The organism is Frigoribacterium sp. MEB024, from assembly GCF_000878135.1.
In the GTDB taxonomy this organism is placed as follows: domain Bacteria; phylum Actinomycetota; class Actinomycetes; order Actinomycetales; family Microbacteriaceae; genus Frigoribacterium.
In genome coordinates this window covers 1-26,537 of the sequence record NZ_JXQZ01000017.1, presented here as the reverse complement: position 1 = coordinate 26,537, position 26,537 = coordinate 1, and the positions used below count along the sequence as shown (strand labels likewise).

Sequence of the window (26,537 nt, the reverse complement as noted above, 5' to 3'; positions counted from 1 at the left end):
GGACGAGGCGTCACCCTCCGGACGAGCCCGTCGGGACCGCGAGGCGATCGGGGGAGACCAGCACCCGCGCGACCCCGTCGACGTCCACGTCCACCAGCCGCCCCGCCCAGGCGTAGACCTGCAATTCCGCGGCGTGTTCCCAGAGGGCGCGCCCGCTCGAGAGGTCGAACGCCACGAGGGTCGACCGGCCGCCCGAGCTGCCGTACGCCAGGGCGTAGCCGACCGTCCGCCCCGCGGCCGCGAGGACGGCTCCGTCGGGCAGCGACACCCGTGCGCCGGCCGAGCCGGTGGACCCGTCGAGTGCGCGGACCACGACCGGGCCGGGGCCCGCGGCGGTCGCCGTCGCGAAGACGCGGTCGTCGGTCTGACCGGGCAGGCCCTCGAGGGCGGACGAGCTCGACGCCCGGTCGGTCCACCGCGCCTCTCCGGTCGCGAGGTCGAGGCACGTCACCGTCCGCGAACGCACGTCGGTGACGGCGAGGCACGACCGCGTCACCGAGTAGCCGCCCCGGACGTCGCGGTCCGAGCTCCAGAGACGCTCGCCGCCGGCGGTCAACGCGACGAAGCCCGCGTCCCCGCGTCCCGTGGCCGCGCCTCCTCGGGGGGCGTAGACGACGTCGTCGTGGACGACGTAACCGATCAGCCGGTCGAGCCGCGCACCCCAGGGGCGCTCGACGCCGGTGACGAGGTCGACCTGGACCGAGCCGTCCGCCCGGGCCACGACGAGCCGGTCGGTCAGGGCGAGGGCGACGCCCGTGGTCGAGGCGGGTCCACTCCACACCACCCGGTCGAGGTCGCGGGCGTCGCGCAGGTCGTAGCGGTAGACGCCTCCGACGCCCTGCTGTCGTCCGGTGACCACCACGGCTCCGACGGTCTGGAACTGGTCCCCGTCGCCGGCCGAGCCGGTCTCGACCACCTCGACGGGACGCCCGGTCTCGAGGGACAGCGTCGCCAGCACCTGTTCGCCGTCCACCGCCGCCCGGACGAGCACGAGTCCTGCCCCGGGCACCGTCGTCACGGACGACACGAGGGCGGGTCCGGTCAGGTCGAGCCCGGCGAGGTCGTCGGCGACGTCGTGCACCCAGCGGAAGGTGCCGCGGTCGACGTCGAGCGCACCGATCCGTGTGCCGACTCCCTGGGTCGGGGTGGCACAGTCGCCGTCGTTGGCGAAGCCGTAGGTCCAGGCCCCGGCGGCGCTCACGAGCGCGAGCCCCTGCTCGACGGGTGTGGCCCGGTAGCGGAGGCACTCGGCGGGGGCCTCGGGCGCGAGGGCGGCCCGCAGGTCGACCCGCCACCCGGTCGTGCCGGGTTCCTGCCGGAGGTCGTCGACCTCGACGCCCTGCCAGGGCGGGTCGGCCCCGTACTCGGGCTGCGTCGGTGCGACGAGGGCCGTCGTCGCGAGCGCGGCCAGGGCCACGACGGCGTAGGTCACGGCCAGCCGGCGTCCCGGCCTCACGACGTCGCCCCGACGCGGGCGGTGTCGACGAGCCGCCGGGCGACCCCCTGCTCGTCGATCCGCACGAGGTGACCGCCCCAGAACGCCACGCTGCCCGACGTCGAGGTCGTCCAGAGCGGCCGGCCGTCGTCCAGGTCGAGGGCCGCCACGTTCCGCCCCGACGAACGACCGTCGTCCGTCTGCAGGTAGAGCACCGACCGGCCCGCCGCGGCGAGGTCGTCGAGCAGTCCGACGGACGAGCTGAAGCGGGTGTGTCCGTCGGTGCCGTCGAGGGCGAGCAGGCGTGACCCACCCGATCGCTGCACGACGACGAACACGTCGGCCGCGCGCTGACCCGGCACGGCCTCGACCGCGAACGGGGCACCGAGGTCGGTCGTCCAGCGGACCGTGCCGTCGCGGGGGTCGAGGCACTCCGCCGCCGTGTCGCCGCCGGTGACGACGACCACGCACGACGGCGTGACCGCGAGCCGACGGCCGCTGGTCGGGCGGCTCCAGACGGCCTCACCGTCGTCGTCGAGGGCCTCGACGGTGCCGTTCGCACGGGTGCGCTCGATGCCGAAGGCGACGACGCGGCGCCCGTCCTCGGTCGTCACGGACGAGCCGACGGGCGGTACGGCGATCTCGTCCGGCGACGCCGCGAACGGTCGTTCCCGGCCCGTGGCGGCGTCGACGAACACGGTCTCGCCGCCCCGCGACACGAGGGCGCCGTCGTTCAGCAGCGCCGGCGAACTGCCCGAGTCGACCCCGCCCTCCCACACCGGGTCGGCGAGACGCGAGGCCTCCACCAGTTGGTAGCGGTCGCCCGACCCGGCGATGCCCGAGAACGTGCGCAGCTGCAGGGGTCCCCGCGAGTCGACGCTGACGCTGGGCAGGTCGCGCCGGCCGCGGGTCGACTCGACGAGCGAACCGTCGCGCAGGTCGAGGGCGGCCAGCACGGTCGCCCCCGTGGTCTGGGTCTGCACCAGCACGCGACCGGCCGACGGGACGACCTGCGTCGCGGGGATGCTCAGGGCGTCGGTGTCGGGGACGTCACGGGCCAGGTCGTGCACCCAGCGGACCGTGCCCGTCGCCGTCTCCACCAGCCCGATCAGGCTCGTGTCCGCCGCGGACGCGTACGACCGACAGGCCGGCGCGCCCAACGCGTCGCCGAAGTCGAGGTCGACCGAGGTGCCGACCGCCACGAGTCCGTCGACCGCCGGGGACGCCCAGAAGTTCAGGCACCGACGGGGTGCGTCCGGCGCGAGCGTCGCCGCCAGGTCGAGGGTCCAGCCGGTCGCGTCCGGCGACCGTCTGAGGTCGTCGACCGCGAGCCCCGTCCAGGGGCGGCCGTCGCCGTACCGCGGTGCCACCGAGACCGCCCCGGCGGCCACGAGCGTGCACGCCACGACCAGTGCGCCCAGCACGCCGACGAGGCGACGACCCGGGGAGGCGCGGCGCCAGCGGCCGGCGACCCGCGCCTCCCGGGGGTGGTCGCGTGCGCGCTCGGGGTGGCTCATGGTCGGCCTCCTCGTCGAGCGCAGCCGTCGTCCGCCCGACGGGTGTCGTCATGCTATTCGGAGCCCTCGCCCCGGGCGCTCGCCGCAGCCGTCGGGTGCGCCGGGAATGGCCGTCGTGGGGGCGGGGTTCACCCCAACGACCGTCGAGAAACCTGCCCGAAACACTGGCGTAGACTCCACGGATCATCTTGCCGTCGATACAGGAGAAGGGGCGTGCCCGTGGGTAGGACGCTGGCCGAGAAAGTATGGGACGACCACGTCGTCGTCAAGGGCGAAGACGGCGCCCCCGACCTTCTCTACATCGACCTCCACCTCGTGCACGAGGTCACCAGCCCCCAGGCCTTCGACGGACTGCGCCAGGCCGACCGGCCCCTGCGTCGCACCGACCTGACGATCGCGACCGAGGACCACAACACGCCGACCCTCGCGATCGACAAGCCGATCGCCGACCTGACGAGCCGCACGCAGATCGAGACGCTCCGCCGCAACACGGCCGAGTTCGGCGTCCGCCTGCACCCGTTGGGCGACGCCGAGCAGGGCATCGTGCACGTCGTCGGCCCCCAGCTGGGCCTGACGATGCCGGGCATCACGGTCGTCTGCGGCGACTCGCACACCTCGACCCACGGGGCGTTCGGGGCCATGGCGTTCGGCATCGGCACGAGTGAGGTCGAGCACGTCATGGCGACGCAGACGCTGCCGCTCAAGCCGTTCAAGACCATGGCGGTCACCGTCGAGGGCACGCTGCGCCCCGGCGTGACCGCGAAGGACATCATCCTCGCGGTCATCGCCCAGATCGGCACCGGCGGCGGGCAGGGCTACGTGCTCGAGTACCGCGGCAGTGCGATCCGCGCCCTCTCGATGGAGGGGCGCATGACGATCTGCAACATGTCGATCGAGGCGGGTGCCCGGGCGGGCATGGTCGCGCCCGACCAGACCACGTACGACTACCTGCAGGGTCGGCCGCACGCTCCCACGGGTGCCGACTGGGACGAAGCCGTCGCCTACTGGGACACCCTGCCGACCGACGACGACGCCGTGTTCGACGCCGAGATCTTCCTCGACGCCGACACTCTCGAGCCCTTCGTCACGTGGGGCACCAACCCGGGCCAGGGCGTGTCGCTCAGCGACTCCGTGCCCGACCCCGAGTCGGTCGTCGACCCCAACGAGAAGGCCGCGGCGACGCGCGCGCTCGAGTACATGGCCCTCGAGGCCGGCACGCCGATGAAGGCCATCCCGGTCGACGCCGTGTTCATGGGGTCGTGCACCAACAGCCGCATCGAAGACCTGCGTGCGTTCGCGTCGATCATCCGCGGCCGCAGCAAGGCCGAGGGCGTGCGCGTCATGGTCGTGCCGGGGTCGGCTCGCGTCCGGCTCGAGGCCGAGGCCGAGGGGCTCGACCAGGTCTTCATCGCGTTCGGCGCCGAGTGGCGCTTCGCCGGGTGCTCGATGTGCCTCGGCATGAACCCCGACCAGCTCGCACCGGGCGAGCGGTGTGCGTCGACGTCGAACCGCAACTTCGAGGGTCGGCAGGGCAAGGGCGGTCGCACGCACCTCGTGTCGCCCCTCGTCGCCGCCGCCACCGCGGTGCGCGGGACCCTGTCCTCGCCGTGGGACCTCCGGTCGGACGACGACCACGCCGCCGCGGCGGCCTCCGACGCCCGGGCGACCGACGAACCCGTCCTCGCCGACGGCACCGATCGAGCAAGGGCCCTCTGATGCAGAAGTTCACCACCGTCACCGGGGTCGCCGCGCCGCTGAAGCGCTCGAACGTCGACACCGACCAGATCATCCCGGCGCAGTTCCTGAAGCGGGTCACCAAGACGGGCTTCGAGGACGCCCTGTTCTTCGGGTGGCGCAACGACCCCGAGTTCGTGCTGAACCGGCCCGAGTTCCAGGGCGCGCGCGTCCTCGTCGCCGGGCCGGACTTCGGCACCGGTTCGAGTCGTGAGCACGCCGTGTGGGCGCTGCGCGACTTCGGCTTCGACGTCATCATCAGCTCGCGCTTCGGCGACATCTTCCGGGGCAACTCCGGCAAGCAGGGACTGCTCGCCGCGGCCGTCGCCGAAGACGACGTCGAGCGCATCTGGGCCGAGATCGACCGCCGGCCCGGCGTCGAGATCACGGTCGACCTCGTGGCCCAGACCGCCACGGTCGGCAGCCTCACCGTCGGATTCGAAGTCGATGCCTACACTAAGTGGCGTCTCCTCGAAGGCCTCGACGACATCGGCCTGACGCTCCGCGACGAAGCGGCCATCACAGAATTCGAATCCCGCCGCGCCGCCTGGCGCCCGAAGACATTGCCGGTGAAGTAAGTGAACTCTCTCGTCCAAGACGCAGCAGCAGCAGGTGCCCGTGTGGGGTTGACCTCCGATGAGATCGTCATCCGCGGCGGCAAGCCGCTGATCGGTCGCATCGAGGTGCGTGGTGCCAAGAACCTGGCCACGAAGGCCATGGTCGCGGCCCTCCTGGGCGACACCCCCAGCATCCTCAAGGACGTCCCCGACATCAGCGACGTCAACGTCGTCCGCGGCCTGCTCTCGGTGCACGGCGTGCGCATCACCGACCCGGCTCGCGGCGAGATGATCCTCGACCCCTCCAACGTCGAGTCGGCCCACTTCGCCGAGATCGACGCCCACGCCGGCTCGAGCCGCATCCCGATCCTCTTCTGCGGACCGCTGCTGCACCGCCTGGGCGAGGCGTTCATCCCCGACCTCGGCGGCTGCCGCATCGGCGACCGACCCATCGACTTCCACCTCGACGCCCTGCGGGCCTTCGGTGCCGTCGTCGACAAGTCGTACAACGGCATCCACCTCACCGCGCCCGACGGCCTCACCGGCGCCAACATCGAGCTGCCCTACCCGAGCGTCGGCGCCACCGAGCAGGTGCTGCTGACCGCGGTGCTCGCCAAGGGCGTCACCGAACTGCGCAACGCCGCGATCGAGCCCGAGATCATGGACCTCATCGCGATCCTGCAGAAGATGGGCGCCGTCGTCTCGGTCGAACCGAACCGCGTCATCTTCATCGAGGGCGTCGAGAAGCTCCGCGGCTACACGCACCGGGCGATCAACGACCGCAACGAGGCCGCGAGCTGGGCCTCGGCCGCACTCGCCACCAAGGGCGACATCTTCGTCGAGGGTGCCGACCAGAAAGACCTGATGACGTTCCTCAACGTCTTCCGCAAGGTCGGCGGCGACTTCGACGTCCACGAGGACGGCATCCGCTTCTTCCACCCCGGTGGCGAGCTCAAGCCCGTCGTCGTCGAGACCGACGTCCACCCCGGGTTCATGACCGACTGGCAGCAGCCGCTCATCGTCGCGCTCACGCAGGCGCAGGGCACCTCCGTCGTCCACGAGACGGTCTACGAGAACCGCTTCCAGTTCACCGAGGCCCTCAACGACATGGGCGCCGACATCACGGTCCACAAAGACGGACTGCCCGACCACGACCGCCGCGTCGCGCGTCGCGAGTTCGAGCAGGCCGCGGTCATCAACGGACCGACCGCCCTGCACGGAGCCGACATCCGCGTGCCCGACCTGCGCGGCGGGTTCAGCCACCTCATCGCGGCGCTGACCGCCGAGGGCGAGTCGAAGATCAGCAACGTCGGCATCATCAGCCGCGGCTACGAGCACTTCATCGCGAAGCTCCGCAAGCTGGGTGCCGACTTCGACTTCAAGGGCTGATCGACCGGTGTCGACAGCCGACCCCGACGCCCCTGTCGTCCCGGTCCCGGCGCGCAGGCGTCGCAAGGAGAAGGGCGCGTTCTTCCGAGTCCTCGCGACTCCTGCCGCGCCCCTCTTCGACCTCATGGCCCGGATCGACATCGTCGACGGCGACAAGCTGCCGGCCGAGGGTGCGTTCGTGCTGACCCCGAACCACTACACGAACATCGACCCGGTGGTCGTCGGTCGAGTGATGTGGTCACTCGGGCGGGTGCCGCGCTTCCTCGCGAAGGCGTCCCTGTTCCGGGTGCCGGTGTTCGGCCGCATGATGCACGCGATGGGGCACATCCCCGTCGAGCGGGCGGGTCGTACCCACGACCACGACCCCCTGGCGGCCGGGCGTCTGCTCGTCGCCCGGGGCGGTGGCGTGATCGTCTACCCCGAGGGCACCCTCACCCGCGACCCCGACCTCTGGCCCATGAAGGGCAAGAGCGGTGCCGTGCGCCTCGCCCTCGCCGCCGGGGTGCCGGTCGTCCCGATGGCGCACTGGGGCAGCCAGCACCTCATGGGTCGCTACTCGAGTCGGCTGCACGCCTTCCCGCGCAAGCGCATCGCCGTCGTGATCGGCGACCCCGTCGACCTCTCGGCCTTCCGCGATCGTCCCCTCGACCAGGCCTCGGTCACGGCCGCCACCGCCCTCGTGATGGACGCCGTCACCGAGCTGGTCGAGCGGCTGCGGGGCGAGAAGGCACCCGTCGAACGCTGGAACCCCACCAAGAACCACCAGAAGGAGACAGGCCGCTTTGAGTAGCTCCGAGTCACGCGAAGGCGCCATCGAGGCCCTCGGAGAAGGGGCGGTCACGACCGAGGCGATCTCGATCGTCATGCGCGACTCGATCCCGCGCCGGGTCGCCGTCCTGGGATCGGGCAGCTGGGGCACGACCTTCGCCAAGGTCCTCGCCGAGGGGGGCGCGGACGTCACGCTCTGGGCCCGTCGACCCGAGGTGGCCCGCGAGATCACCGAGAGCAAGCGCAACAGCGACTACCTGCCGGGCATCAACCTGCCCCGCACCCTCGTCGCGACCCCGTCGGTCGAGCAGGCCCTGGCGGGTGCCGAGCAGGTCTACCTGTCGGTCCCCAGCCAGACGCTCCGCGACAACCTGACCGCGATCCGCGGCATGGTCCCGTCCGGCGTGCCGGTCGTCAGCCTGATGAAGGGCGTCGAGAAGGCCACCGGGTTGCGCATGAGCGAGGTGATCGAGGCCGAGCTCGGCATCGACCGCGACCTGATCGCCGTCGCGTCGGGGCCCAACCTCGCCCTCGAGATCGCGAAGCGGCAGCCCACGGCCGCCGTCGTGTCGTCGTACAGCCTCGACACGGCGACCCTGGTGGCGGCCACCGCCACCAACCCGTACTTCCGGTCGTTCGTGAACACCGACGTGATCGGCACCGAGTTCGGCGGCGTCCTCAAGAACCTGATCGCCGTCGCGATCGGCATCGTCGACGGCGTCGGGTACGGCGAGAACACCAAAGCCTCGATCATCACGCGCGGACTGGCCGAGATGACCGCGTTCGCCGTGTCGTTCGGGGCCAAGGCCGAGACCCTCGCCGGTCTCGCCGGGTTGGGCGACCTCATCGCCACCTGCGAGTCGCCGCTCTCGCGCAACAACACGGCGGGTCGGCTGCTCGGGCAGGGTTACGCCTTCGGCGACGTCGTGCGCCAGATGAACCAGACCGCCGAGGGGCTGGCCTCCGTCGCTCCGATCCTCGAACTCGCCCGGTCGCGCGGTGTCGACATGCCCATCGTCCAGCAGGTGGCCGAGGTGCTCGCCGGTACACTCGACCCGCGCAACATCGCCCCGCACCTCACCGAGACGGACGAGCCGCAGGGCGAGTGACCGCCGGTCGTCCTCGCCGGGGGCGTGCGACGACCAGAGCCCGCCCACCGCGGGTCGGCCCGCGGGCCGTGACACCGACGAAAGGCCCCTCATGGCGAGCACCGAGCCCACCGCGACCACCCGCCTCGCCGCGGCCGACATCTCGTCGGTCGACGTCTCGTCGGTCGGGACCTCGGCACCCGGGGCGGCGAAGACCGTCGTGGTCGTCCTCTTCGGTGGCCGCTCCAGCGAGCACTCGATCAGCTGCGCCACGGCCGGGGGAGTCCTCTCGGCGATCGACCGCACCCGCTACGACGTGGTGCCCGTGGGCATCACCGTCGACGGGGCGTTCACCCTCCAGCCCGACGACGCGGCGAGCTTCGCGCTCGATGCCGAGACGCTGCCGACCGTCGTCGACAACGGCACGCGCGTGCACTGGCCCGAGTCGTCCACCACCCGTGAGCTGACCGTCACCGAGCCCGACGGCACGACGCGCCTGCTGGGCGAGGTCGACGTGGTGTTCCCGATCCTGCACGGTCCGTTCGGCGAGGACGGCACGGTGCAGGGCCTGCTCGAACTGACCGGGCTGCCCTACGTCGGGGCGGGCGTGCTCGCCTCGTCGCTCGGCATGGACAAGCACTTCACCAAGACGGTGCTGCAGGCGGCCGGCGTGGCCGTCGCCCCGTGGCGCACCGTCCGCCGTCGAGACTGGGATGCCGCGCCCGATCGTGTCGCCGGCGACGTCGAGGCGCTCGGCTACCCGATGTTCGTCAAGCCCGCCCGAGCCGGGTCGAGCGTCGGGGTGTCCCGCGTCGACTCGCCCGCCGATCTCGCCGCGGCCATGGCGAAGGCCTTCGCCGAGGACCACAAGGTGCTCGTCGAGTCCGCCGTCGTCGGTCGCGAGATCGAATGCGCCGTTCTCGGTGGACGCGACGGGGCGGCGCCCCGCACGTCGGTCGCGGGCGAGATCGTCCTCGCGGACGACACGTTCTACGACTTCGAGTCGAAGTACCTCGGTGCCCCCGGGGCCGACCTGGTCTGCCCCGCCGATCTCGCGCCGGGCGACCTGGCCGAGATGCAGCGGCTCGCCGCCCTGGCGTTCGAGGCGATCGACGGCACGGGCCTGGCCCGGGTCGACTTCTTCTTGACGGACGACGGGTGGGTGATCAACGAGGTCAACACGATGCCCGGCTTCACACCCATCTCGATGTTCCCCGCCTGCTGGCTGGCGAGCGGCCTCAGCTACCCCGAGCTGATCGACGAACTCATCGCTCTCGGCCTCGAGACCGAGCGCTGACGGAGCTCGTCCGCCCCCGAGACCGGCCCTAGGGCGTCGGCGTCGCGGTCGGCTCGTCGGCCGACCCGGCGGAGCCGGGCAGGTCGCCGGCTCCGACGCACTCCTTGCCGTCGTTCGGCAGGTAGCCGACCGCGTCGGCCAGGTCGCGCAGCACGTTGCCGCCGTTCGCCTTGGTGGTGTCGACGATCACCTGCACGCCCGGCTCGCGGCCGTACGTGGTGAGGATCGAGGTCTCGGCGTCGTCCGGGTCTTGATCGACGAGCCAGTCCACGCCCTGGATGTCGTAGCAGGGCAGGTCGGACACGGCGGGCGTCTCGACGCCGCAGTGCAGCAGCACGCTCGTCGGCGAACCCCAGGCGCCGGTCGCTTGGGCGTCCGTCTCGCGGCGGTCCTGTCCGTCGTCGACGACCTCGGGCAGGTGGACGGTGACCTGCGCGCAGGCCGGGTCGTTCGCCCCCGCGGCGGGCTGCATCGGGACGGCTTGCGAGCAGCCGACCAGCGTCGTCGCGAGACCGGCCCCGACGAGCACGAGGGCCGGGACGCGAAGACGGGGACGGAGGCGCGCGGAGAGGCGCGAGGACGGGTTCGACATCGCATCCAGGCTACCGTTCAGCACATGGAACGACGCTCCACGGACCCCTGCCCGGCCGACGCCGACACCGTCGAGGGCGTCGGCGAGCTCGCCACCCTCGCCCGCATCCTGCCCCGCCTGCCCCGCAGCGACGACACGCTGCTCGGTCCCGGTGACGACGCGGCCGTGGTCGCGGCACCCGACGGCCGGTTCGTCGTCACGACCGACCTCATGGTGCACGGCCCCGACTTCCGACGCGCGTGGTCGACGTCGTACGACCTCGGCTGGAAGGCCGCGGCGTCGAACCTGGCCGACGTGGCGGCGATGGGCGCTCGGCCCACGGCGCTGGTGGTCGCCCTCGCAGTGCCCGGCGACACCGGCGTGACCGAACTCGAGGCCTTCGCGGACGGTCTGCGTGCGGGTTGTTCCGTGATGGCTCCGGGCACGGGGGTCGTCGGCGGCGACCTCTCGGTGTCGCCGACCTTCACGGTCGCGGTGACGGCGTTCGGCGACCTCGAGGGGCGCCCGCCCGTGCGGCGGGACGGGGCGCGCGTCGGCGACGTCGTCGCGGTGTCCGGCGCGCTCGGCCGCTCGGCGCGCGGGCTCGACCTGCTGTTCCGCCTCGGCGTCGACCACGACGGGGTGCCCGACACCGCCGCGGCCGCCGCCCTGCGCGAGCGCGACCCGGACGTCGGCTGGCACCTCGCTCCGAGCCCGCCCGTGGCCGACGGCCGCTCGGCGGCGCTTGCCGGGGCGACCGCGATGCTCGACCTGTCGGACGGCCTCGCCCTCGACGCCGGCCGGGTGGCCCGCGCCTCCGGCGTCGTGGTCGACCTGTCGGCCCGGGCGCTGGGCGACGACCCGCGGCTCGCGCTCTCGGGCGGTGAGGACCACTCCCTGTTCGCCACGTTCCCGCCCGACGTCGCGCTGCCCGGTGGTTTCCGCGCCGTCGGCACGGTCCGTGATCCGGCAGGAGGTGCGCCCCGCGTCACCGTCGACGGTTCCGACCTCGGCGAGTCCGGCGGGTGGGACCCGTACCGCCTGTGGTCGGGGGAGCAGGGCTGACGAGCCGGCCCGCGCCTCCTGTCGGGGGTCAGTCGCGCAGCGCGAACCAGACCGTCGTGTCGCCGTACTGTTTCTTCACGTCGAGGGTGAGGCCCTCAGGCCAGCCCGGTTCGCCGTCGCGCGAGGCGCGCTCGACGACGACGAGGGCCTGTTCGTCGAGCGAGGGCAGCAGGGCCGTGAGGTCGGCGGTGAGGTCGGCGGCCGACAGCTCGTAGGGCGGGTCGAAGAAGACGAGGTCGACGAGCGCCGAGCCGCCCTCGAGGTACGACCGCACGGGCTGGGTGACCACGTCGACGCGCGGGGGAGTGCCGCGCGGCGGTCGGGGGGCCCGCGCCAGCACGGACTCGACGTTGCGGCGCAACACCTTCGCGGCGGCCGGGGCCTTCTCGACGAGGACGACCGAGGCGGCCCCTCGCGACGCCGCTTCGAGCCCGAGGCCCCCCGTGCCGGCGTAGAGGTCGAGCACGCGCCGGCCCCGGATCTCGTCGCGCGCGTCGAGCGACGAGAACAGCGCCTCGCGCACCCGGTCGCTCGTGGGCCGCGTCCCGACCTTGGGGACGACGAGCGAGAGGTTGTCGGCGAAGCCGGAGATGATGCGGGACATGGGGTCAACCATGCCAGGTCGACGCGCGACACCCGGCGCGCACCGGGCACGCACCCGGCACGCACGCGGTTCGAGCATCCCGACAACGCATCACCGTCGACCGCCCCGCCCAGTCGTCGGACCTGCACAACCGAGTTGGCGGTGCCCGCCGACGTCGGCAGCATCGGTGCCATGACCAGCGTCGATCGTACCGTCAGGCCCTCCTTCACGAAGTCGCTCTTCGCGGGGCGCATCGCCTCCGAACTCGTCTTCCCGTACCCGCAGATGACGGCGGCCGAGAAGGCCCGGGTCGAGACGGTCTCGGCGTCCGCCCGTGAGGTGCTCGCCGGCTACGAACCGCTGAAGGCCGAACGCGAGGGATGGATCGGCGACGACCTGGTGCGCGAGCTGGGCGAGCGGGGCCTGATGGGACTCTTCGTCTCCGAGGAGTACGGCGGACTCGGGCTCGGCCAGAGCGCCTACTGCCGCGTGTACGAGGAGTTCGGTCGGGTCGACGGCACCCTGGCCACGGTCATGGGGGTGCACCAGTCGATCGGCACCAAGCCGCTGCACCTCTTCGGCACCGACGACCAGAAGGCCCGTTGGCTGCCCGACCTGGCGAGCGGCCGCAAGCTCGCGGCGTTCGTGCTCACCGAGCCGAACGTCGGCAGCGACGCCTACGCGCTCGAGACCCGGGCCGAGCGGCAGAGCGACGGCAGCTGGCTGCTGAACGGCGAGAAGCGGTGGATCGGCAACGGCGACAAGGACGTCCTGACGGTCTTCGCGCAGAGCGACTTCGGGCACGTCGCGCTGATCGTCGAGAAGGGCATGGAGGGGCTGACCACCGGCCCGCGGTTCGAGACGCACGGACTCAAGGCCAACCACCTGCAGCGCGTGCACTTCAAGGACGTCCGGGTGCCCGCCGAGAACCTCCTCGGCGAGCCGGGCGACGGCTTCCGCATCGCGGTCAACACGCTCAACAACGGTCGCATGTCGATGGGCACGGCCATCGCGGGCGGCATGAAGAGGTTCCTCGAGCTGAGCCTCGACCACACGGAGGCGCGGCACCAGTTCGGCAGACCGCTCGCCGACTTCGAGATGGTCGGCGACAAACTCGCGTGGATGACCCAGCAGATCTACGGCGTCGAGTCGATGTCGTACCTGACAACGGGCCTCGTCGACCGCGGCGACACCGACTTCGCGCTCGAGTCCGCGCTGACCAAGGTCGCGGCGAGCGACACCGGCTGGTACGCCCTCAACCGGGCGGTGCAGCTGCACGGAGGCGAGGCGTACATGGAAGGTCACCCGCTCTCCAAGGCCCTGCGCGACTTCCGGATCTTCCCGATCTTCGAGGGGGCCAACGACGTCCTGCGCGCGTTCGTCGCCCTGAACGGCCTCAAGACGCTCAGCGAAGAGCTGCCCGACGTGGCGTCGCTCCGCATCGGTGAGCCCGGACGGGCGCTCGGGGTGCTCGCGCCGTACGTCGCGGGTCGCGTCCAGCGCCGCATCCGGCCCGAACGGCCGGTCGGGGTCCATCCCGCGCTCGCCAAGCAGGCCGCCGAGCTCGGAGACCAGGTCTCGCGGCTGCGCGAGCGCACCGAGGGGGCGCTCCGCAAGCACGGCAAGAAGGTGCAAGAGAAGCAGCTCGTGCAGAAGCGCCTCGCCGACGCGGCGAGCGGCATCTACGCGCAGACGGCCGTCCTGTCGCGGGCCTCGACGGCCCTCCAGGAGGCGCGGGCCGACTCCGACGCCGAGCGTCACCTGGCCGTCGGCTTCTGCAAGCAGTCCGCGCGCGGGGTGGGGCGACAGCTGCGGGCCCTCGAGGTGAACGACGACGGGCACGTGGCCGACCTCGCGAAGGCGACCCGCGCCTCCGGCGGGTACTCCTTCTCGCTCTGACCGCGGGTCGGCCCGACGGGGCCGGCGCCGTTCGGCGAGGGGGCTGTCGGGGGCGGGCACTAGCGTGGGGTCCGTGCCCGACTCACCCCTCGACGCGTCGCTGGCCGGGGCCCTCGGCGGCCGGACGGCCACCGCCCTGCAGAAGGCCTTCGGCCTGCGCACGGTCGGCGACCTGCTGACGCACTTCCCTCGGCGCTACGCCCGGCGGGGCGAGCTCACGGCGCTCGACCAGCTGCCGCTGGGCGAGTCCGTCACGATCGTGGCCCAGGTGCTGGACGTCCGCGAACGCACGATGCGCGCCCGGCGCGGGTCGATCCTCGAGGTGCGCATCGGCGACGGCCAGGGCATCCTCACGCTCACCTTCTTCAACCAGGCGTGGCGGGCCAAGGACCTGGTGCCGGGTGCCCGGGGCATCTTCGCCGGCAAGGTCGGCGACTACCGAGGGCTGCGCCAGCTGGCGCACCCCGACTACGAGCTGTTCGACGCCTCGCACGAGGCCGTCGCCGGGGTCGGCGACCAGCAGGCCCAGAAGTGGGCGAAGCAGCCCATCCCGATCTACCCGGCCAGCGCCTCCGTGGCGTCCTGGCAGGTGCAGAAGTCGGTCGAGGTGCTGCTCGACGGCCTGCCGCCGATCGACGACGCGGTGCCGGCGTCGGTCCGGTTCGAACTCGACCTGATGCCGGTGTCCGAGGCGTACGAGCGCATCCACCGTCCCGAGACCGATCGCGACCACCTCACGGCCCGCGACACCCTGCGGTTCGACGAGGCCTTCGTGCTGCAGAGCGCCCTGCTGCAGCAGCGAGCGCTCGTGCGTCGGTCGGCCGCGACCCCCCGTCGGACCGCACCCGACGGCCTGCTCGCCGCCTTCGACGCCGCCCTGCCCTTCGAGCGGACGGGCGACCAGCGCCTCGTCGGCGACGAGATCACCCGCGACCTCGAGGCCGAGGTGCCGATGAACCGCCTCGTGCAGGGCGAGGTCGGCTCGGGCAAGACCCTCGTCGCCCTGCGGGCCATGCTCGCGGTGGCCGAGAGCGGCGGCCAGTCGGCCCTGCTGGCCCCGACCGAGGTGCTCGCGGCTCAGCACCTGCGATCCATCACGGCCACCCTCGGTCCCGACCTGGCGGCCCGCCTCCGCCCGACCCTGCTGACCGGCCAGATGACGGTCGCCCAGCGCAAGAAGGCGCTGCTGTCCATCGTCAGCGGCCAGGCGCACGTCGTCGTGGGCACCCACGCCCTGATCAGCGAGGCCGTCGAGTTCTTCGACCTCGGCCTCGTCGTCGTCGACGAGCAGCACCGCTTCGGCGTCGACCAGCGTGAGGCGCTGCGTAAGAAAGGCACCACACCGCCGCACGTGCTCGTCCTGACCGCGACGCCGATCCCGCGCACCGTGGCCATGACGGTCTTCGGCGACCTCGACGTGTCCACCATCGCCGAGCTGCCGAAGGGGCGCCAGCCGATCGAGTCGTTCGTCGTGCCCCTCGCCGACCACCCGACCTGGGGCGGTCGCATCTGGCAGCGCTCGGCCGAAGAGGTGGCGAAGGGGCGACAGGTGTTCGTCGTCTGCCCGGCGATCGACGCGGTCACGGCCGAACCCGGCGACCCGCCCGATGCCGAGGTCGCACCCGGCGACGACGCGCACGGGGCAGACGTGGCCGAGGCGCCGGCACCCGAACGCGCGAGCGTCGAGGGGGTCATGGCCCGGGTGCCCACCATCCCCGTGTTGGCCGGGCTGCGCATCGAGCCCCTCCACGGACGCATGTCGTCCGACGAGAAGGACGACGTCATGCGTCGCTTCGCGGCCGGCGACATCGACGTGCTCGTGGCGACGACGGTCATCGAGGTGGGTGTCGACGTGCCGAACGCCTCGACCATGGTCGTTCTCGACGCCGACCGGTTCGGCGTCTCGCAACTGCACCAGTTGCGCGGTCGCGTGGGCCGCGGCGGTCACCCGGGGCTCTGTCTGCTCGTCACGCACGCGGCGGCCGACACGGTCGCGCGTGAGCGGGTGGACGCGGTCGCGGCCACGCTCGACGGCTTCGAGCTCGCGCAGGTCGACCTCGACCTGCGTCGCGAGGGCGACGTGCTCGGCAACCTCCAGTCGGGCGGCCGTTCGTCCCTGCGTCTGCTGCGGGTGGCCCGCGACGGCGACCTCATCGGCCTCGCCCGCGAGCACGCGGCCGAGGTCCTCGACGACGACCCGCGCCTGGTCGACCACCCCGCCCTCGCGGCGGCCATCGCGCGTCGACTCGACGACCGGAGCCGCGAGGCCATGGGCAAGAACTGAGCGCGCCGTGGTGCGTGACGCGTCCTCGACGCCGCCTTCGCCCTGGGTGTCCGTCCGGGGTCGGCGGGATACAGTGACCGGATGAGCAGGATCGCCGTCGTGCCGGGTTCGTTCGACCCCGTGACCCTCGGGCACGTGGACGTGATCGCCCGGGCCGCCAACATCTTCGACGAGGTCCACGTCCTCGTCGTCCACAACCCCGAGAAGAGTGCGCTGCTGCCCCTCGCGCAGCGCGTCTCCCTGCTCACCGAATCGCTCCGGGCGGCCGGGCTGCCCGAGACCGTCACGGTCCACAGCTGGAGCGTCGGGTTGCTCGTCGACTACTGCACCGAGGTCGGGGCGAGCGTGCTCGTCAAGGGCATCCGCTCGCAGGTCGACGTCGCCTACGAGACCCCGATGGCGATCATGAACCGCAGCCTCGCCGGTGTCGAGACCGTCTTCTTGCTCCCCGACCCGGCCCATGCCCACGTGTCGAGCTCGCTCGTGCGGCAGGTGGCCTCGCTCGGCGGGGACGTGTCGCCCTACGTGCCCGACGCCGTCGCCGCCTACCTCAGCACGACCTGACCCCGACCCCACCCGACGAGGACGCCGCGATGACCACGACCAACGACCCCACCGTCGAGCCCGCCGCCGTCCGCGCGACCGGCTCCGGGCCCACGATGTCGCTCGCCGAGGTCCAGCAGCGCGCGAGGGGCATCCTCGAGGCCGTGGCCACCGTGATCGACGGCAAGGACGGCGCCATCTCGACGGCGCTCACCGTCCTGCTCGCCGAGGGCCACCTGTTGATCGAGGACGTCCCGGGGGTCGGCAAGACCCAGCTGGCCCGGGCGCTCGCCAAGGCGGTCGACGCGACCGTCACCCGCATCCAGTTCACCCCCGACCTGCTGCCGAGCGACATCACGGGCGTCTCGGTCTACGACCGGCAGAGCGGCGGGTTCGAGTTCAAGCCCGGTCCCGTCTTCGCCAACGTCGTCATCGGCGACGAGATCAACCGCGCCTCGCCGAAGACGCAGTCGGCGTTGCTCGAGAGCCTCGAAGAGCGCCAGGTGACCGTCGACGGCATCACGCACCCGCTGCCCTCGCCGTTCCTCGTCGTGGCGACGCAGAACCCCGTCGAGATGGAGGGCACCTACAACCTGCCCGAGGCCCAGCGCGACCGGTTCATGGCCCGCATCTCGCTGGGCTACCCCGACGCCCGCAGCGAGTTGCGCATGCTGCAGCAGCGTGAGCGGGTCAGCCCCCTCGACACCCTGCGTCCGCTCGTCTCGCTCGACGAGCTCACGCGCATGATCGCCGCCGTCCGCACGGTCTACACCGCGCAGGCGGTCGAAGAATACGCCGTGCGGATCGTCCAGGCGACGCGCGTCCACCCCGACGTGCGTCTCGGGGCCAGCCCCCGCGCGACCCTGCAGCTCATGCGGGCGGCCAAGTCCTGGGCCGCCCTCAACGGCCGTGGCTACGTGGTCCCCGACGACGTCGACGCCCTCACCGGTCCCGTCCTCGGCCACCGGGTCATCCTCGCCGGTCGAGCCGGTGCGGGGGCGGTCTCCGCGGCCTATGACCTCGTCGCCGAGGTCGTCGAACAGACCCCCGTCCCGCTCGGCGACGCGACCGACGCGCGCTGACCGTGAGACGGGGTGGGGTCCCCAGGCCGACCGGCCGAGGCGTCGGCGTGCTCGCCGCCGGGGTGCTCGTCGTGCTCGTGGGCTGGCTGCTGCAGGCCCCGGCCCTCGTGTTCGCCGGCTCGACGCTCGTCGTGCTGATCGTGGCCGTCACGGTGTCGCTGCTCTTCCGCACGGCCGACGTGCGGGTCGCCCGCCGTTTCACCCCCGACCGCGGCGTCGCGGGGTGGTCCGCCGTCGAGACGGTCACGGTCCTTCCCCGAGGGGGGAGGACCTCCGGCACGGTGCGGGTCCGCGAGCAGCTGCCGTTCGGGCGACTGTCCGACTCCGAGGCCGCGGCCGTCCTGCTCGTGCCGGGCCGCGCCTCCTCGGCGGTCTTCCGTCACCACGACCTGCCGCGCGGTCGGCACCGCATCGGCCCCCTGCACGTCGACCTCGTCGAGTCGTACGGCGTCGCCCGGCGACGGGTCGTGGCGGCCGGCGTGGCCGAGTTCGTCGTCGTGCCCGACGTCGTCGAGGTGGGGCTCGGGCGCGAGTCCCGTGCCCTGGGTGACGGGTCGAGACGGCAGCGCGAGCACAGCCTGGCCGGTGGCGAGGACGATCCGGTCACGCGCGAGTACCGCCGGGGTGACCCGATGCGTCGGGTGCACTGGAAGGCGACGGCCCGGCACGGTGAGCTCATGGTCCGACAAGAAGAGCAGCACGGCCTGCCCAGCGCGCGGGTCGTCATCGCCGTCGCGGCCGAGGGATGGTCCGACGCGCGTCCGACGGTGCCGCCGACGAGCGGCGTCCGGGTGAGGCCGGCGACCGCCTCGATCCCGCTCGTCAGCGACGCGTTCGAGTGGGCGGTCTCGTTCGCCGCGACCATCGCGGTCGAGATCGGCCACGCGGGGTCCGCGACCGTGCTGACGACACCCGGCGGCACGCTCGTCGCCCGGCACGACCCGGAGTCGACCACGGGGTTCCTCGACGACCTCGCCGACCTGCGGCTCGACGACGCGCTCGGGGCACCGGCTCCCGCCCCGTCGCCCCGGGAGCCCGTCGTGGCGGTCGTCTCGGGCCTGGGCCGGCTCGACCTCGAGCTGCTCGTCGCCTCGAGGGCTCCCGGGTCGTCGGCGATCGCCGTCGTCGTCACGGCCGCCCTGCCCCTCGGCGCCGGCCTGACCTCACGACCCGCGCGCCTCGCCGACGGTCCGGGCCGGGGCGACGACCGCGTGCTCGCCCCCGACGAGGTCGCCGGCGCCCTGCGTGACTCCGGCTGGCGGGTCGTCGAGACCGACTCGAGCGTCGACGTCGGCCGCCTGATCACGACCTCGGGGGTCCTCGATGACTGACTCGTCGACGCGCGTGGGGTTCTTCGGGGCCGAGCCCACGGGCGCGGCCCGCTGGCAGACCACGGCTCTGCTCTGGCTCGTGCTCGTCCTCTCGCTCGCGAGCCTGCATCCCGTCTTCGTCGGGGTGGGCTGGTGGATCGCCGGTGCCGTCGTGGCCGCCGTGGTGCTGGGGGGTTCCCTCGCCGTCCGGGCGCTCGGAGGAGCCTCCTGGGCGGGCGTGGTCGGCGGGGCGGTCCTCGGCGCGCTCGTCACGACGGCCTTCGCCTCGGGGGGGACGGCCCTGCTCGGCGTCGTGCCGACGGGTGCCACCTTCGCGCGCGTCCCGGAGCTCTCGGCTCAGGCCAACGCGGCCATCGTCGAGGGATCGGCCCCCGTCGAGGTCAACGACGGCCTGCTGGTCACGGTGGCACTCTCGGTCCTCGTCGTCGCCGTCGTCACCGACTTGTTGTCGTCGGTGGGGCAACTGCCGGTCGTGACCGGGGTCTTCCCGGCCCTCGTCCTGGCCGTGCCGACCTTCGTCCCGGGCGTCGTGACGAGCTGGCCCTGGGTGGTGGCGACCGTGCTGGCCTACCTCGTGCTGCTGATGGTCTCCACGGGGCGACGACCCTCGCGCGCCGGTCTCGTCGGTGCCGCCGCGTCGGTCGCCGTGGCCGGGCTCCTGACCGCCGTCGTTCCCCTCACGGGCGTGGCGCCGTTGACCGGTTCGGGCACCGGTGCCGGCCTCGCGACCGGCGTGAACCCCATCATCGACCTCGGCGACGACCTGCGGCGGGGTGCCCCGGTCACCGTCCTGTCGTACCGGACCGACGATCCGCAGGGCACCTACCTCAAGCTCGTCGACCTCGTCGACTTCTCGGGCCGCACCTGGAGTCCGGCCGACGTGCCGCTCGACCCGCTCAACACGCTCGACACCCTGCCCGACGCTCCCGGCATCGACCCGGGCACCGCACGACGCGACGTCACGACGGACGTCACGATCGGGGCGCTCCGCAGTCCGTACCTGCCCGTCCCGGTGCCGCCGACCACCATCGAGGGGCTCGACGACGGGTGGCGGTTCGTCGACGAGAGCGGCGTCACCGTCCGCAGCGACTCCGAGGGCACGCAGGGCCTCGAGTACGAGGTGACGAGTCGGCCCGTCGACCCGAGCCCCGAGCAGGTCGTCGCCTCGCTCGACGACACGGGGCCCGACATGGCGCCCTACCTCTCGGTCGACGAGGTGCCGCAGGCCGTCACCGACCTCGCCGCCGAGGTGACCGGCGGCTCGGCCAACCCGTTCGACGCGGCCGTCGAGCTGCAGGACTTCTTCCGCGACGGCGACTTCACGTACTCGGAGGACACCCCTGTCCAGCGCGGCTACGACGGCAGCGGCCTCGACGCGATCGAGACGTTCCTGCAGGTCCGCAGCGGGTACTGCGTCCACTTCGCCTCGGCGATGGCGGTCATGGCCCGGACGCTGGGCATCCCCTCGCGGGTGGCCGTGGGCTTCCTGCCGGGCGACCTGCAGGGCGTCGGTGACGACGCCGCGTTCCGGGTGAGCAGCGACGACCTGCACACCTGGCCCGAGCTGTACTTCGCCGGGCTCGGCTGGGTCCCCTTCGAGCCGACCGTCGGCCTCGGCGCGCCTCAGCAGTACCTGCAGCAGACCGGCGTCGAGCCGAGCGACGTCCCCAGCGACGACGCGAGCACCGCGCCCGACGCGAGCACGGCCCCGTCGGCCTCGACCGCGCCGACCGGTGCGGCTCCGAGCGCGAGCGCCACGCCGACGTCCGCCGCCTCGGGGCCGGGCTCCGGCGTCGGGCCGGTCCCGTCGATCGCCCTGTCGGTGCTCGCGGCGCTCGTGCTCGCCGCCCTCGTCGTCCCCTCGGGTCTGCGCGCGGGCCGCCGACGTCGCCGATTGTCGGCGTCCCCGCCCGACCTGGCGCTGCACGCCTGGCACGAGGTGGTCGACACCGCTCGAGACCTGGGTGTCCCGGTGACGGCCACGATGACCCCGCCGGCCGTCGCCGGCCTGCTGGCGCAGCGACTCGGGGTGGGGGGCGTCGGCCACGATGCCGTGACCGGCACGGCGACGGCACCGTCCTCCGGCCGGACGAGCAGGGCCGAGGAGGCGCGGGTCGCCTCGGTCGCGCTGCTGGACGCCCTGCAGGCCGAGCGCTTCGGGGCCGAGCCGGCCGCTCGGCAGGTGCAGGCGGACGCACGCCGCGTGATCGACGGGCTCCGCGCCTCCTCGTCCGTGGGGCAGCGCGTCGTGGCGACCATCGCGCCGCGATCGCTCGTCGGGGGCACGGAGGCGGCGTCCGGCTCGACGGCGTAAACTCTCTCTTCGTGCCTCATTTCAGCCAGACCCCCTACACCGTCCCGGTGTTCGACCTCGTGCACCGTCCGGGCGAGATGCGCGAGCACGAACTCGACGTCGTCGTGCCCGAGAAGCTCGGCGAGGGACAGATCTCGGTGCCGAAGGGTGCCGAGATCGCGATCGACGTCAAGCTCGAGGGGCTGCACGACGGCATCCTGGTGTCCGCGCACGTCTCGGGCACGGCGGTCGGTGAGTGCAGCCGATGCCTCCGTGACATCTCCGAGCCCGTCGAAGTCGATTTCGCCGAGCTTTTCGCGTACGATGTCGACGAAGCTTTTGACTATCAGGTTCAAGACGATCACGTGGATCTTGAACCCGTGGTCAGAGACGCAGTGGTTCTGTCACTGCCCTTCCAGCCGGTCTGTCGGCCGGATTGTCCGGGCCTCGACCCCGAAACGGGCGAGCGCGTGGACGACATCCCCGGCTACCAGCCCCGCGAGATCGCCGACCCCCGCTGGTCGGCCCTGGCAGGGTTCCAGGCTGAATCGGCACCCGCCGACGGCACGTCACAGGGAACCGGTCACGACGACCAGCGCCCGGCCGACGAGCAGCACTGAACACCACCGCGTCACCCACCATCGTCAGACCCAGGCACCCGTGAGGGTGCCGACAGAGAGAAGAGAAACCCATGGCCGTCCCGAAGCGCAAGCAGTCACGCTCCAACACGCACGCTCGTCGTTCGCAGTGGAAGGCCACGCCGGTCCAGCTCGTCAAGACGATCGAGAACGGCAAGGTCACCTACAGCCTGCCGCACCGTGCCAAGGTCGTCGAGGACAGCGCCGGCACCGCCCTGTACATGGAGTACAAGGGCCGCAAGGTCGCCGACGTCTGATCACCGACGTGAACCCGTCCACCCTCGCGGTGAGCGCATGAGTCAGCCCGAGTCGAGCCCTGGTGCCGACCGGGCTGTTCTCTTGTCCCGACTGCAGATCGAGCTCAGCGACGACCTGATCGACCAGGCGCTCACGCACCGGTCGTACTCGTACGAGCACGGCGGCGTCGGCAACAACGAGCGCCTCGAGTTCCTCGGCGACTCCATCCTGGGCCAGGCCGTCACGGTCATGCTCTTCACCGAGAACCCCGACCTCGACGAGGGCGACCTCGCGAAGCGTCGGGCCAGTCTCGTCAGCACCGTCGCCCTGGCCGAGGTCGCGCGGATCATCGGTCTCGGCCCGTACCTGCGCCTCGGTCGCGGCGAAGAGTTGACCGGCGGTCGGGACAAGCACTCGATCCTGGCCGACACCGTCGAGGCCATCATCGGTGCGACGTACCTCGAGGCCGGGGGCGAGGCTGCCACGGCACTCGTGCTGCGTCTCGTGGCGCCGCTGCTCGTCGACCCCGATCGTTTCGGTGCCGCGATGGACCCCAAGACCAGCCTGCAAGAACTGGCTGCGACCCTGGGTCGGGGCATGCCTTCGTACTCGGTCACCGACAGTGGTCCCGATCACGACAAGCGTTTCCACGCGGTCGTCGCCCTGGGTGACGAGCAGGGCGTCGCCGAGGGGTCGGGCAGCAGCAAGAAGCAGGCCGAGATGGCCGCCGCCCTCGGGGCCTGGACGTCGCTCAACGCGTCGGCCGCCGGGGTGGCCGCCGCCCGTCGGGCCGCCGCCTCCACCGCCTGACCGTGCCCGAACTGCCCGAGGTCGAGGTCGTCCGGGCCGGTCTGCACCCCGTGGTGGCCGGTGCCGTGGTGACGGCGGTCGACGTCCTCGACCAGCGGTCGCTCAAGCGGCACCGCGGTCCGAGCGACGACTTCGTCGACCGGTTGGTCGGTGGCACGATCGACTCGGCCGTCCGCCGGGGCAAGTTCCTCTGGTTCCCCTTCGAGCCGGCCGAGCCGCACGAGCAGCCCCTGGCCCTCGTGGCTCACCTCGGCATGAGCGGTCAGGTCCTGCTCCGCAGCCGGGACGCCGAGCCCGACCGTCTGATGCGCATCCGGCTCGAGGTCGAGAGCCCGTCGCTCGGCCCCGTGCGACTCGCCTTCGTCGACCAGCGCATCTTCGGCTCGATGGCCCTCGACGAGACCGTGCCCACGCTGGACGGGCGGGCGGCGGGGTTCGCCGGCCCGCGCCTCCTGGGGTCCGACGCCGACGCCGAGGCCGCGGTCGAGGCCGGGACGGACGCCCGGCCGACCACCACCGACGGCACCGACGCCGATCCGGCCGCCTGGGTGCGCCGGGTCCCGCAGCAGGTCTCGCACATCGCGCGCGACCCGCTCGACCCGGCCTTCGACGAGCCGCGGGTGATCACCCGCCTGCTGGCCCGACGCACCGGTGTCAAGCGCGCGCTGCTCGACCAGGGTCTGCTGAGCGGGGTGGGCAACATCTACGCCGACGAGAGCCTCTGGGCCGCGCGGGTGCACCCAGAGCAGCCGACCGAGTCGTTGTCGAGGGCGCGGGCCCGCGTGCTGCTGGCCGAGGTGCGGGTCGTGCTGCTCAAGGCCCTCGGCGAGGGCGGGACGAGCTTCGACGCCCAGTACGTCAACGTCAACGGCCAGTCGGGTTACTTCAGCCACAGCCTCGCCGCGTACGGGCAGCAAGGTCGCCCCTGCCCGCGGTGCGGCACCCCCATCGTGCGCGAGGCGTTCATGAACCGCTCGAGCCACTTCTGCCCTCGCTGCCAGCGGGTGCGCACGCGCTGACCCCCGCCTCGTCCGGCGCCGCCCGCCTCCCCGGACGGCGGGGCCTCCACCCGTATCCTTGAGAACGGGTCACGACCTGCCGTCGACGCCCCGGTCCGCCCGGTCCACCACCCGTCACGAGCCCCGAGGAGGCGCGGCGCATGTACCTGAAGAGCCTCACGCTCAAGGGCTTCAAGTCGTTCGCCTCGGCGACCACGTTCGCCTTCGAGCCGGGGGTCACCTGCGTCGTCGGCCCGAACGGTTCGGGCAAGAGCAACGTCGTCGACGCCCTCGCCTGGGTGATGGGCGAGCAGGGGGCGAAGAACCTCCGCGGCGGCAAGATGGAGGACGTCATCTTCGCCGGCACCTCGACCCGCGGCCCGCTCGGTCGGGCGCAGGTGGTGTTGACCATCGACAACTCCGACGGGGCCCTGCCGATCGACTACACCGAGGTGACGATCAGCCGTACCCTCTTCCGCAACGGTGGCAGCGAGTACGCCATCAACGGCGAGGGGTGCCGGCTGCTCGACGTCCAAGAGCTGCTCAGCGACTCCGGCCTCGGCCGCGAGATGCACGTCATCGTGGGGCAGGGGCAGCTCGACGCCGTGCTGCGCGCCACCCCGGAGGACCGCCGGGGCTTCGTCGAGGAGGCCGCCGGCATCCTCAAACACCGTCGTCGCAAGGAGAAGACCCTCCGCAAGCTCGAGGCCATGCAGACGAACCTCACGCGGCTCAGCGACCTCGCGGGCGAGCTCCGCCGTCAACTCAAACCGCTCGGGCGCCAGGCCGAGATCGCCCGCGAGGCGCAGACCATCGCCGCGGTCGTCCGGGACGCCCGCGCCCGTCTCCTGGCGGACGAGGTCGTCGCCCTGCGGGAGTCGCTCACGGCCCGGTCGAGCACCGAGGCCGAGCGCAAGAGCGAGCGCCTCGTGCTGCAGGACCGCCTCGACGAGAACAAGCAGCGTGAGCACCGCCTCGAGCAGGCCATGGTCGGCGACGCCGTCGACGACGCCCGCCGGGTGGTCTTCGGCCTCGAGTCGGTCCACGAGCGCCTGCGCAGCCTGTCGAGCCTCGCGCAGCAGCGGCTCCAGCTGCTCGCCCAGCAGGCGGACCAGCCCGCCGTGGCGACCACCGTCAGCGCGGGCATGGTCGCCGACGCCCGCGACGAGGCCGAGCGCCTGCGCGGCGACGTCTCGCAGGCCGAGGCGGCGGTGGGGGCGGCCGGGGCCGAGCTGGCCACGGTCCGTGCGTCCCTCGACGCCCTCGACGTCGAGATCCAGGCGCAGAGCGTCGTCGTCTCGCAACACGACCTCGAGGCCACCCGCCTGCGTGGCGCCCTCGAGACGGCGCGGTCGGGGCTCGCCGCCGTCCGGGGCGAGCAGCTGCGTCAACGCGCCGCGCTCGAGGCTGCCGAGGCGCGTCGGGACGCCGGACGGGTCGAGTACGCCGAGCTCGAGCAGCGGTCGCCGCGTGCCGACGCCGACGGGGTCGATCACGCCGCCGTCCAGGCCGAGGCCGAAGAGCAGCTGACGGCTCTCACGGCGAGCGTCGACGAGCTGCGCGACCGCCTGCACGCGGCCGAACGCGAGCGCGACGCCCTCGCGGCCCGGCGGAGCGCCCTGTCGCTCGCCCTCGACCAGAACGACGCCACGGCCGCTCTCGTGGCCGCGGGCCGACCGGGCATCCGCGGCTTGGTGGCCGAGCACGTGCAGGTGCGTCCCGGTTACGAGGCCGCCGTCGCCGCGGCGCTCGGCAGCGTGGTCGACTCGGTGCTGGCCGACGACGTCGAGGCCGCGGTCGACGCCGTCGCGCACGCCACCGAGGCCGAGCTCGGCCGGGTCGAGGTCGTCGTGGCCGAGCCCGTGCGTCCCCTGTCGACGCTCGACGTCGACCTCCCGACCGGAGCCGTCGCCGCCACGGCCGTCGTCACCGCGCCTCCCGGGGTGCTCGGGCTGCTGGCCGCCACCGTCGTGGCCGACGACCTCGTGGTCGCGCGCTCGGCCTGGCAGGCACTCGCCGGCCACCCGGTCCCCGTGACCGTCATCACACGGGCGGGCGAGGTGCTGACCGACTACGTGCTGCGCGGCGGGTCGGGTGCCGAGCGGTCGCGCCTCGAGCTCGTCGCCGAGCGCGACGCGGCCGCCGACCGGCTCACCGGCGTGGCCACCGAGATCGAGCGCCTCGCCCCCGAACTCGCCGAGCTGCGGGACCGCCTCGCCGCGACGCGCACCCGTGCGAAAGAGGCAGCGGCAGCCGCCCGGGACGAGGAGGCGCGGGTCACCTCCCACGGGCAACAGCTCGGTCGTCTGCGTGCCCGGGTCGAGGCCGCCGAGGCAGAGGTAGACCGTCTCTCCGACGCCCTCGACGCGTCGGTCGAGGCCGTCGACGCCGCGAGCCGTGCCGTCGACGCGGCGTCGG

General features: G+C 72.8%; 22 protein-coding genes. 18 read left to right on the top strand and 4 right to left on the bottom strand.

Annotated elements, in window-relative coordinates; genetic code table 11:
* Window positions 1-10 precede the first annotated feature (10 nt).
* Together SZ60_RS04215 and SZ60_RS04210 are read right to left on the bottom strand one after the other, a co-directional pair.
* Window positions 11-1,456, bottom strand: a complete 1,446-nt coding sequence (locus tag SZ60_RS04215) for a hypothetical protein (protein WP_156155482.1) — start codon at window positions 1,454-1,456, stop codon at window positions 11-13.
* The gene (locus SZ60_RS04210) at window positions 1,453-2,952 is read right to left on the bottom strand and encodes a PQQ-binding-like beta-propeller repeat protein (RefSeq protein WP_043593958.1); all 1,500 of its coding nucleotides are present in this window, start codon (window positions 2,950-2,952) and stop codon (window positions 1,453-1,455) included. Before SZ60_RS04210 ends, SZ60_RS04215 begins: the two co-directional genes overlap by 4 nt.
* Window positions 2,953-3,171: 219 nt before the next feature.
* On the opposite strand from SZ60_RS04210, the gene leuC reads away from it, so the two are divergent.
* The 6 genes from leuC (at window position 3,172) to SZ60_RS04180 (ending at window position 9,785) form a co-directional block, all read left to right on the top strand.
* Window positions 3,172-4,668: a 3-isopropylmalate dehydratase large subunit gene (gene leuC, locus SZ60_RS04205; protein ID WP_043593956.1), complete on the top strand. Its 1,497-nt coding sequence runs from the start codon at window positions 3,172-3,174 to the stop codon at window positions 4,666-4,668.
* Entirely contained in the window at window positions 4,668-5,264 is a 597-nt protein-coding gene (gene leuD / locus SZ60_RS04200; RefSeq protein WP_043593955.1) for a 3-isopropylmalate dehydratase small subunit, read from the top strand. Before leuC ends, leuD begins: the two co-directional genes overlap by 1 nt.
* On the top strand, window positions 5,265-6,632 hold the full coding sequence (murA, locus tag SZ60_RS04195; protein ID WP_043593953.1) for a UDP-N-acetylglucosamine 1-carboxyvinyltransferase: 1,368 nt from the start codon (window positions 5,265-5,267) through the stop codon (window positions 6,630-6,632). It begins immediately after the preceding gene.
* A gap of 7 nt (window positions 6,633-6,639) precedes the next feature.
* Window positions 6,640-7,422 carry a 1-acyl-sn-glycerol-3-phosphate acyltransferase gene (locus tag SZ60_RS04190; protein WP_043593951.1) on the top strand — a complete coding sequence of 261 codons (783 nt, stop codon included), beginning with the start codon at window positions 6,640-6,642 and terminating at the stop codon, window positions 7,420-7,422.
* 73 nt (window positions 7,423-7,495) lie between these two features.
* Window positions 7,496-8,509, top strand: a complete 1,014-nt coding sequence (locus SZ60_RS04185; RefSeq protein WP_043594016.1) for an NAD(P)H-dependent glycerol-3-phosphate dehydrogenase — start codon at window positions 7,496-7,498, stop codon at window positions 8,507-8,509.
* A 91-nt stretch (window positions 8,510-8,600) separates the two neighbouring features.
* The gene (locus tag SZ60_RS04180; RefSeq protein ID WP_082059857.1) at window positions 8,601-9,785 is read left to right on the top strand and encodes a D-alanine--D-alanine ligase family protein; all 1,185 of its coding nucleotides are present in this window, start codon (window positions 8,601-8,603) and stop codon (window positions 9,783-9,785) included.
* A gap of 28 nt (window positions 9,786-9,813) precedes the next feature.
* Here the strand turns inward: SZ60_RS04180 and SZ60_RS04175 are convergent, their stop codons facing one another.
* Window positions 9,814-10,377 carry a DUF3515 family protein gene (locus SZ60_RS04175; RefSeq protein WP_043593950.1) on the bottom strand — a complete coding sequence of 188 codons (564 nt, stop codon included), beginning with the start codon at window positions 10,375-10,377 and terminating at the stop codon, window positions 9,814-9,816.
* Window positions 10,378-10,401: 24 nt separating this feature from the next.
* On the opposite strand from SZ60_RS04175, the gene thiL reads away from it, so the two are divergent.
* Entirely contained in the window at window positions 10,402-11,421 is a 1,020-nt protein-coding gene (gene thiL, locus SZ60_RS04170) for a thiamine-phosphate kinase (RefSeq protein ID WP_043593948.1), read from the top strand.
* Between the two features lie 28 nt (window positions 11,422-11,449).
* Here the strand turns inward: thiL and rsmD are convergent, their stop codons facing one another.
* Window positions 11,450-12,025: a 16S rRNA (guanine(966)-N(2))-methyltransferase RsmD gene (gene rsmD / locus SZ60_RS04165; RefSeq protein WP_043593946.1), complete on the bottom strand. Its 576-nt coding sequence runs from the start codon at window positions 12,023-12,025 to the stop codon at window positions 11,450-11,452.
* 171 nt (window positions 12,026-12,196) lie between these two features.
* On the opposite strand from rsmD, the gene SZ60_RS04160 reads away from it, so the two are divergent.
* The 11 genes from SZ60_RS04160 to SZ60_RS04110 form a co-directional block, all read left to right on the top strand.
* Entirely contained in the window at window positions 12,197-13,903 is a 1,707-nt protein-coding gene (locus SZ60_RS04160) for an acyl-CoA dehydrogenase family protein (protein ID WP_043594012.1), read from the top strand.
* 73 nt (window positions 13,904-13,976) lie between these two features.
* Window positions 13,977-16,187, top strand: a complete 2,211-nt coding sequence (locus SZ60_RS04155; protein WP_156155481.1) for an ATP-dependent DNA helicase RecG — start codon at window positions 13,977-13,979, stop codon at window positions 16,185-16,187.
* An 81-nt stretch (window positions 16,188-16,268) separates the two neighbouring features.
* Window positions 16,269-16,751, top strand: a complete 483-nt coding sequence (gene coaD, locus SZ60_RS04150; protein ID WP_043593942.1) for a pantetheine-phosphate adenylyltransferase — start codon at window positions 16,269-16,271, stop codon at window positions 16,749-16,751.
* A gap of 29 nt (window positions 16,752-16,780) precedes the next feature.
* Complete coding sequence (locus SZ60_RS04145) at window positions 16,781-17,812, top strand: AAA family ATPase (protein ID WP_369700689.1); 1,032 nt, start codon at window positions 16,781-16,783, stop codon at window positions 17,810-17,812.
* A gap of 47 nt (window positions 17,813-17,859) precedes the next feature.
* The gene (locus SZ60_RS04140; RefSeq protein ID WP_043593941.1) at window positions 17,860-19,143 is read left to right on the top strand and encodes a DUF58 domain-containing protein; all 1,284 of its coding nucleotides are present in this window, start codon (window positions 17,860-17,862) and stop codon (window positions 19,141-19,143) included.
* On the top strand, window positions 19,136-21,457 hold the full coding sequence (locus tag SZ60_RS04135) for a transglutaminaseTgpA domain-containing protein (RefSeq protein WP_043593939.1): 2,322 nt from the start codon (window positions 19,136-19,138) through the stop codon (window positions 21,455-21,457). Before SZ60_RS04140 ends, SZ60_RS04135 begins: the two co-directional genes overlap by 8 nt.
* A gap of 47 nt (window positions 21,458-21,504) precedes the next feature.
* Window positions 21,505-22,056, top strand: coding sequence for a DUF177 domain-containing protein (locus SZ60_RS04130; RefSeq protein ID WP_369700688.1), 552 nt, complete (start codon window positions 21,505-21,507; stop codon window positions 22,054-22,056).
* Window positions 22,057-22,127: 71 nt separating this feature from the next.
* Complete coding sequence (gene rpmF / locus SZ60_RS04125; RefSeq protein ID WP_043593937.1) at window positions 22,128-22,331, top strand: 50S ribosomal protein L32; 204 nt, start codon at window positions 22,128-22,130, stop codon at window positions 22,329-22,331.
* A 37-nt stretch (window positions 22,332-22,368) separates the two neighbouring features.
* The gene (gene rnc / locus SZ60_RS04120) at window positions 22,369-23,121 is read left to right on the top strand and encodes a ribonuclease III (protein WP_043593936.1); all 753 of its coding nucleotides are present in this window, start codon (window positions 22,369-22,371) and stop codon (window positions 23,119-23,121) included.
* A 2-nt stretch (window positions 23,122-23,123) separates the two neighbouring features.
* Window positions 23,124-24,140, top strand: coding sequence for an Fpg/Nei family DNA glycosylase (locus tag SZ60_RS04115; RefSeq protein ID WP_043593934.1), 1,017 nt, complete (start codon window positions 23,124-23,126; stop codon window positions 24,138-24,140).
* Between the two features lie 140 nt (window positions 24,141-24,280).
* The coding region (locus SZ60_RS04110) for a chromosome segregation SMC family protein (RefSeq protein WP_043593932.1) at window positions 24,281-26,537 on the top strand (2,257 nt) is incomplete at its 3' end.